The organism is Streptomyces sp. NPDC107528, from assembly GCF_055639295.1.
In genome coordinates this window covers 477,927-486,764 of record NZ_JBVKAV010000008.1, presented here as the reverse complement: position 1 = coordinate 486,764, position 8,838 = coordinate 477,927, and the positions used below count along the sequence as shown (strand labels likewise).

Below are 8,838 nucleotides of genomic sequence, written 5' to 3'. Positions count from 1 at the left end.
ACCGAAGCCAGGCACTCGACCAGGTACGGCATCGCTTCGTACGCCCCGATGATCACAGTCACATCAGGCTGCGTGACGGTCACGTTTCCCCCTTGTCAACGGGATATTTCCCCCGTATCGCCTCATTCGCTACTTGATAGACGGCTGGGTGTTGCAAGCGGTTGCCTCAGGCCCGTGTTTTGGTGGTCCAGATCACATCGCGAACTGACATGGGCTCAGGTGATTCGGGAAGTGGAAGGGGCCCGTCAGAAACAACGAAGCGGCCCCCGAGGATCGCTCCTCGGGGGCCGCTTCGTCGCGTCCGTGGGTCAGGCGGTCAAGTCGTCCCCGTCCGCCGACCCCCGCGGCACGGGCACGGTCGCCGGCACGGGGTCGGGCTCGGGCTCGGGGTCCATGTCGGCTCCGGCCGACACCCGGGACTCCTGGCCGACGTTGCGCGTCTCGGCCTTGATCGCGAGGTTCGCCACCGCGGTGTTGAACTGCTCGATGGACGTCGGCTCGTCCGGGCCGAGCAGGTACCGCTTGAGCTCCACGCGGTCCTCGGCCAGCGCATCGGCGGCCGGATCCCGTACGGCGTCCAGCAGCTCGCCCAGTTCGGCCGCGCTGTTGGACAGGATCGTCGCGGCGCGCACCGCGGTGTTCGCCCGCTTGAACTCCTCCACGCCCAGCTCGGCGGAGTCCGTGACGGCGTACGGCTTGCCGCTGGCGATGAAGTCGGAGACCACACTGGAGATGTCGGAGACCATCGCGTCGGAGACGTTGAAGCAGTCGTACAGGCGCGGCTCGGCGCCCGTGATGACGCGGTGCTCGTGGCCGGGGAAGGAGCGCCAGTACGCGGTGTTCCACTCGGCGCGCAGCCGGGCGACCTCCTCGTGCCTGGCGATGTCGACGAGCCCGTCACGGGTGGCCTCGGCCTCGTCACCCTTGCCGTTGCCGTTGCCCTTCCCGTTGCCCTTGCCGGACAACTCGGCGAGGCGGGTCTCGATGCGGGCCAGCTCGGCCTTGGCGGCGGTCAGCGCGGCGGCGTCGACCGCGAAGCGCGCGTCGGTGCCCCGCTCGGCGGCGGCCTGCTCGACCAGGGCGATGATCCGCCGGTGCGCGGCGCCGGCCTCCTTGCTGACGGTGCCGGTGAAGGGGTGCGGCTTGTACAGGACGCGGACCGGCGGGTCGGCCGAGACCAGCTTCGTCACGATGGACTCGCCGGCGAGCACGATCGAGGTGTTGCCGGGGTTGCCGTCCCAGCCCTCCCAGGTCGGCGCGTAGAGAACCGTCGGGATCCGGTCCTCGGGGGCACCGCTGAAGCCCTGGATCGGCGCCAGCTGCGGGCGGCCGACCTCGACGATGTCGGCGTCGCGGACACCGACGTCGGCGATGGCGTAACGGTCGCGGCCCGCGCGCCCGGCGGTCCACACCTCGTCGTAGACCTTGCTGTACGGGTTGACGCTGGCCAGCTTGTCGCTGTCGCCGTGGCCGATGAAGACGTGCTTCATGGTCGGGACGCGCAGCAGGTGGATGTTCTTGCCGACGTTCGCGGCGTACAGCGCGACGCGCACGTTCGACAGGTCCAGGTTCATCAGGTGCACACCGCCGGGCACGCAGATGACGGGGACCGTGGTGGGCGCGAGGTTGTTCAGGATGACGCGCTCACGCAGGATGATCAGCGGCTTGGAGTCCAACTGCTCCATGGTCTCCAGCCACATGTTGACCTGGTACGCGGAGTCCTTGGAGCCGGAGAAGTACAGCACCGTCTCGGGCCGGTACTCGGCCAGCCAGTCGTCGACGGCGACCAGGACCTTCTCGGCGTTCGGCGGGATCTTCGCGCCGCGGACGTACGGCACGAGCGCCAGCACGTAAAGGCAGCCCACGCCTACCGTGATGCCGATGCCGATGAAGCCGACGACGGCCGACTCCAGGGACGCGGAGACGAGGATGCCGGCGACGGCCGCGAGGTCGAGGTGCAGCATCTTCTCGGCGGAGCGGTGCAGCAGCCTGCGCGGCGGGGCGTCCGGGATGCGGATGCGCGAGGCGAGATCGACGTTGCGGGTGGCGACCGGCATACGGCGGCGGTTGCGGATCAGGGTGACCAGCGCGCCGTGCGGGGCCTGGAGGCCGTAGAAGGCGATGAAGCAGGCGATCGCGCCGTAGTAGATCAGGTCGTCCGCGAGGCCGAGCCGGGCCAGCAGCAGGATCAGCAGCAGCTGCCTGATCAGAAAGCGGATCGACAGACCTGCCCGCACCTTGCTCAGGCGGTTGACCAGATAGCTGCCCTTGCGGTGCAGATAGTGGTCCGCCAGGTACGTCACGGCGGCCGCGGCCGCGAAGGCGGGAACGCTCGGGACGAGCGCGGCCAGCATGAGTGCCGGGAAGCCCAGCATCATGAGGGCCGCCGCGGCCAGCTCGGCCGCGCTGCCCACCCGGGCGACGCGAATAGCGGTGGATATCACGGAGAACCTGCTCAGGGAGAGGGGCCGGTCTGAAGGGGGAAGGACTCAGGCCCCTGTGAATTCTTCGTGAACGAAGAATCGCAGAGGCCTGAATTCCATAAGGCTATTAACTGATGATTATGCCATGCCGTCCTGGCGGTCCAGAACACTGGCCAGCGCCTGCTCGAACCCGGACGCCTTGCCGGCGGGCGCCGTCGGGTCCTGCTGGCGGACGTCGATCACATGGCCGGTCAGCTCGGAGAGCAGCACGTCGAGGGACGTACGGGCGACGGCCTCGGAGGAGAGCAGGCTGCCCGAGGGCTCCTGACCGAAGGCCTTGGTGCGCATCGGGGTGGCGGTGCGCTCCGGGTTGATGCAGTTGACGCGGACGCCGTCGCCGGCCCACTCGTCGGACAGGGCCTGGGTGAGGTTCACCATGGCCGCCTTGGTCGAGGAGTACAGGCTGTACTCGGCGCGACCGCGGGTGTAGCTGCTGGAGGTGTACAGCAGCAGCTGGCCCTTGGTCTCGGCCAGGTACTTGTACGAGGACCGCGCGATCTGCACCGGGGCGAGGTAGTTGACCTTCAGCGCCTCCTCGATGGTGGCGTTGTCGGTCTCGGCGAGCTTGCCGATGCGCAGCACGCCGGCGGTGTTGACGACGTAGTCGATGCGCCCGGTCTCGGCGTACGCCTTGGACAGCGCGTCGTCGACCTCCTCCGGGTTCTCCACGTGGGTGCCGGTGGTGGAGCGGCCCAGCGCGTACACCTTCGCGCCGTAGGACTCGGCGAGTTCGGCGATGTCCTTGCCGATGCCGTAGCTGCCGCCGAAGACGACGACGGTCTTGCCGGTCAGCAGCTCGCGGTAGGTCTCCTCGCTGACCTGCTCGGGCGTGGCGGTGGAGGCCAGCTGGAAGAGCTTGTCGGCGATGAAGACGTCGACGGGCTGGGTGACCTTCATGTTGTACTCGTCGCCCGCGACGACGTGGATCGGCACGTCCGGCAGGTACTTGAGCACGACGGAGCAGTCGTCCGTGGCCTGGAAGTTGGGGTCACCTGCGGCGACCTCGTAGGCCCGCTTGATCGTGGACAGCTTGAACGCCTGCGGCGTCTGGCCGCGGCGCAGCCGGGAGCGGTCCGGGATCTCGGTGATGAACTCGCCGTCGTCGCCGTGGGTGCGGGTCACGATGATGGTGTCCGCGGACGGGATGGCGACGTCGACGGCCTGGAAGCGCTCCAACGCCACGACACAGTCGTCGATGACACGCTGGGACAGCAGGGGGCGCACGGCGTCGTGGAAGAGGACGTTCAGGTCCTCGCCCTCGGCCAGGCCCTCGCCGAGGGCGTCGATGGCGCGCTCGGTCGTCTCGTTCCGGGTCGAGCCACCCTCGATGATCTTCTTGACCTTCTTGAACCCGGCCTTGGAGACGATCTTCTCGATGTCCGGCACGTAACCGGGCGCCATCAACACGATGATGTCGTCGATCGAGTCGGCCTTCTCGAAGGTGGTCAACGTGTGCTCGATGACTGCCTTGCCGGCGATCTTCAGCAGCTGCTTGGGGATCGACAGACCCACGCGCTGGCCGGTACCGCCCGCAAGGATCACTGCGGTGGTACGGGGCTTGGCTATGTGCTGGGACACAGGTGACCTACCTTGTGGCGACTGGGAACTTGGAAATGGTCCCACTTGGGGTTACCGCAGTGCAAGGTGAGCGTCCCCGGCTGCATATGTGCGCGCAACCTGTCATTCACCTTGTACGCATGGTCATTGCGATGAAGCCCGCCGGAAGTTCCCGCCAGTTGCCGTGAGTAACGACACAGGCTCACCGAAGCCGCAGCCGCTTGAGGCAACGGTGACCGAGTACCCGCACCAGCTCCTTCGACGACGTCTGGTGAACGGTGCGCGATTTGGCCGGCGCGGCGTGCCGTACGGGAGCGCCCGCCGCCGCGGCAAGGGCCCCGTACAACGCATGCGCCGCAGCCTCGGGGGCGATGCGCGGCACGGCACCTGTCCCGGCCGCCGGCTTCTGCACGGCGGACAGCTGCATGGCGGACAAAAGGTTCATGTCGCCGACGATCCGTACCCCCGTCGACTCGATCCGGTCCGCCATTTCGGCACCGATCCCGGCGGCGACTTCGACGGCCCACTGCGGGGTGCAGATCTTCACGTCTCCGGGACCGGGAGCGCACGTGTTCTTCATATGCATCACGGCGCCGTTCCGGACGAGCTGTGAATAGAGCTCCTCGGGCAGTTCATTGGCGCGGAATTCCTTATTAAGATTCCGCAGCATTTCGGTCTCGGCGAGGGTGAGGGAGCGATTCGCCGCGTCCGGAATCGGCCGCAGTAGCTGCGCGGGCAGTCCGAGCAGCGCCTCGAAGGTGCGCAGCAGGCTCTCCCGGTCCCGGTCGTCGACCACGACGACGGTGACCCGCTCTGCGCCGACCACCCGCGCCCAGCGCTCGACGAGCCGGTCATGCCGGTGCCGGCGCCAGAAACTGGGGGTGGGCCTGTCGTACGGCGGCTTCCTGAGCAGGTGCTCCAGCCAGTCCTCGTAGCTCATGCGCAGGCCGTTCTGCACGTACTGCTGCCACTGCGAGGGCATGATCCGAGCGAGCGGGCGCAGCGTGACCAGGACGTGCACGCGCTCGCCGCCGAGCTGCTCGACGATCCGCTCGACGGTGTCGTCGTCGGGGGCGTCGGCGAAGAACTCGCTGCTGATCACGGACGTACGCCGTCCCGTGCCGCGCACCTGCTCCAGCAGCCGCTCCCAGTGCCGCTCGGTGGGCGCGGGGTCGCCCATCATGCCGGTGCGGGCGCAGGCGGCCAGGACCGCCTCCATGGGGTGCCGGGTGGCGGCGGGCCACACGACGCCGTGCCGGGCCATCTCGGCCCGCGCCTCGAACAGGGCGCCCTGGATCGAGGTGGTGCCCGTCTTGTGCGGGCCGATGTGCAGCAGGCGGGTCCCGGTGGCGAGCGGGGTGATCACGTCGCCGTTGGCCGGGAGTTCAGCTCTCGTACAGTCCGTCTCCATGGTCAGAGGACGGTAAGAGAGCTTGCTGAGAGAGCGCTGAGAGTGACCTGGGACACGGATGAGTCCCAGGCCCTCCAGCAGGCGTTACGGAAGTGACCGAGGTTGCCGGAGTTACACGACCTCGACGCCCGGCTCGCCCGACTCGACCCGCAGCCGGGCCAGCGTGCTCGGCGTGGCCGTCGGCGTGCGCACCGTGTCCACGATCCGCACCTGCGCGTCGATGCCGTCGCGGCGGATGTCGAAGAGGTGGTAGCCGCGATGGGCGTCGAGGAGCTTCCAGTGCGGGTTGTCCGGCAGGCGCGGGTCCCACTCCTTGTGGAAGGCGTCCTGGTCCTGGTCGCCGTTGCTGGAGATGGACGTTCCGACGAACTCGGCGCCCACCACGTCCGAGCCCGGGTCGGCGTAGTCCTCCTTGAGGTCGCTGATCATCGTCAGATGACGGTCGCCGGTGAACACGACCGGGTTGCGGACCTGCTTCAACTCCTGCATCAGAGCGTTGCGTTCGACCTGGTAGCCGTCCCAGGCGTCGTAGTACCAGAGCTTGCCCTCGCCGACCTTGAGGTCGGTCTCGGCCATCATGATCTGCGAGCCGATCATGTTCCAGCGGGCCGGCGAGTGACGCAGTCCGTCGATCAGCCAGCTCTTCTGCTCGGCCCCCAGCATGGTGAGGGACGGGTCCTGGGCCGCCTCCTGGCTCTTGACCTGGTCGCTGCGGTACTGCCGGGTGTCCAGCACGCTGAGCCGGGCCAGACGGCCGAACTCCAGGCGGCGGTACATCTGGATGTGCGGGCCGTTAGGGATGGCGCTCGCGCGGACCGGCATGTGCTCGTAGAACGCCTGGTAGCCCGCGGTCAGCCGGGCCACGAACGCCTCGTGCGGCTGCTTGTCCGGGTCCTGCGGGATCTCGCCGGCGAAGTCGTTGTCGATCTCGTGGTCGTCGAAGGTGACCACCCAGGGCGCGTTCGCGTGCATCGCGGCCAGGGCCGGGTCGGTGCGGTACTGCGCGTACCGGTTGCGGTACTGGACCAGGCTGTACGGCTCACCCGTGCCCTCGTGCCGGCGCACACCCGTCGCCGACGGCGTGGACTCGTAGATGTAGTCGCCGACGAACAGGACGAAGTCGGGGTCCTGGTCGAGCATGTCGGCGTACGGCGTGAAGTAGCCGTGCTGCCAGTTCTGGCAGGAGGCCAGCGCCATGCGCAGTCGACCGCCGGAGCTCGTCGGGTGGGGCGCGGTGCGGGTACGGCCGGTGGGCGAGAGCTGGCCGCCGGTGCGGAAGCGGTACCAGTACGTACGGCCCGGGCGCAGCCGTCGTACGTCGACATGGACACTGTGCCCCAGCTCGGGCCGGGCTTGGGCGACCCCGCGGCGCACCGGTTTGCGGAACCGCTCGTCCTCGGCGATCTCCCACTCGACGGAGACCACGCGGTCGGGCATGCCGCCGCCGTGCAGCGGGTCCGGGGCGAGGCGCGTCCACAGCACGATGCCGTCGGGCAGCGGGTCGCCGGAGGCGACTGAGAGGCTGAACACGCCGTCGGGCAGCGGAGTTTCGGCGGCCCGGGCAGCGGACGGCAGCCACAGCTGGGCGGAGGCCGCGGCGCCGAGCACCGCGGCACCCGCGGTCAGAAAGCGGCGTCGGTCGGGCGATACGGATCCGGAAACACCGGTCATCGGCGAACTCCCCTGCCTCGCTGGCCTCTTGGACACTTCGGATGCTCACGCCCGAGGGCGGCCTGACTGCTGAACTGTGAGCTTCGCGTGCATGACAACTAGGGAGACAACGGAAGACCCGCTGCGGCACGGCAAGGTGCCCTTGCCACAACGGGTCTGCCGGTCGATCAGTGAATGAACCCGGCTGGATCAGTAGTTGAACCCGGAGCCCAACTTCGCGTTCGCGGCGACCGTGCCGAGGGTCCCGGCGCCGAAGGTGAGCGAGCCCGCCGGGGTGATGCCGGCCGAGGTGGACTTGAACACCCACACCGACCCGGCGTTCGCGTTCTCCCCCGGTGCGCCTACGACGAGTTCCGCGCGGCCGTCGTGGTTGGCGTCCACGAGGTGGGTCGCGCCGCCGAAGGCGTCCTTGGTCTCCGCCGCGCCCGGCACACCCTCGGTGGCCTGGTTGACTCCGCCTGCGCCGGTGCCGGTCAACCCGTTCGCGCCGCCGCGCAGTACGACGGCACCGCCGGCGTCGCTCAGCCCGTCGAAGTCCTCACCGGGCACGCCCGTGGAGACGTCGGCGTACCCGTCGCCGTCGACGTCGGCGACCGAGACGTCGGAGCCGAAGCCGTCGCCGCGCTCGGCGGCGCCGGGGACTCCGGCGCTGTCCTGGTTGACGTACATCGCCTTCGTACCGACGGGCCCGTTCGCGGAGCCCGGTATGAAGGCGACCCGGCCGCCCGTGGGGATCGGGGTGTCGAGGTCGCTGTCGTAGCCGTCGACGGACCGGCCCACCACGATGTCCTCGTACCCGTCCCCGTTCACGTCACCGAGGTCGAGGGACTCGCCGCCCTGCACCCGCCAGTCCCTGGCGTCACGGAGCACGATCCCCTCGGCGAGGCCGTCCGGCGCGCCCCGCCAGTACGTGATGCGGCGGGCGTCGTACTCGTCGCCGTCGTGCATGGTGCCGACGACGTCGTCGACGCCGTCACCGTTCACGTCGCCGGTGGCCAGGTCCAGGAACCGGGGGTCGGAGTCGTCCAGGACGATCTGCTCCCCACCGCTCGCGGAACCGTCGCGACCGAAGGGGCCCTTGACGACCCGCAGCTTGACCTGGCTCTCGACGACGACCAGGTCCGGCGCCCCGTCACCGTTCACATCGCCGACGGTCAGCTGCCCCTTGGCGCTGAGCCGGTCATAGGTCTCGCGCCCGTACGCCAGCGCCGCCCCGCCGGACAGCCCGTTCGCCCCGCCCCAGACGACCTGCACGATCCCGGTCTCGGCACCGCCCTCGACGGAGTCCTCACCGGTGGCACCGACGATCAGGTCCGCGTAGCCGTCCCGGTCGAGGTCGGCGCTGCTCACCGCGCTGCCGAACAGGTCCTCCGTCTCGGCGGAATCGGTGACGCCGGCCGTGTTCTGGCTGATGACCTGCTTGGAGGCGGTCTTGAGCCCACTGTCCGACCCGTACACCACGGCGACGTAACCGGCCTTCGACTTCCCGTCGACGGTCGCCTCGGGCGCCGCGACCGCGAGGTCGGAGTAGCCGTCGCCGTTGAAGTCGTCCCGCAATTCGACGGCGGGCGGAGTGTCCCCGGCCGCGTGGGCGACGGGCACAGCGACCGCTCCCGTCACCGCCATGACGACGGCGAGTCCCGTGCGCCAGGTTCCTGTGCGCCTGTTCATGGTGCTGTCTCCTGTCGTTTTCGTGGGGGGATTTCGGTACGAGCC

5 protein-coding genes are annotated in these 8,838 nt (G+C 69.1%); all 5 read right to left on the bottom strand.

Annotation, left to right across the window (positions count from 1 at the left end):
• Positions 1-308: 308 nt before the first annotated feature.
• Entirely contained in the window at positions 309-2,414 is a 2,106-nt protein-coding gene (locus tag ACZ7L5_RS27100) for a hypothetical protein (protein ID WP_471519506.1), read from the bottom strand.
• 147 nt (positions 2,415-2,561) lie between these two features.
• Positions 2,562-4,061, bottom strand: a complete 1,500-nt coding sequence (locus ACZ7L5_RS27095) for a D-ribitol-5-phosphate cytidylyltransferase (RefSeq protein ID WP_471519480.1) — start codon at positions 4,059-4,061, stop codon at positions 2,562-2,564.
• Positions 4,062-4,242: 181 nt separating this feature from the next.
• A complete protein-coding gene (locus ACZ7L5_RS27090; protein ID WP_471519479.1) occupies positions 4,243-5,451 on the bottom strand; it encodes a hypothetical protein in 1,209 nt (402 codons plus the stop codon).
• Between the two features lie 111 nt (positions 5,452-5,562).
• On the bottom strand, positions 5,563-7,122 hold the full coding sequence (locus ACZ7L5_RS27085; RefSeq protein WP_471519478.1) for an alkaline phosphatase D family protein: 1,560 nt from the start codon (positions 7,120-7,122) through the stop codon (positions 5,563-5,565).
• Positions 7,123-7,311: 189 nt separating this feature from the next.
• Positions 7,312-8,793, bottom strand: a complete 1,482-nt coding sequence (locus ACZ7L5_RS27080; RefSeq protein ID WP_471519476.1) for a VCBS repeat-containing protein — start codon at positions 8,791-8,793, stop codon at positions 7,312-7,314.
• Between the last annotated feature and the right edge of the window lie 45 nt (positions 8,794-8,838).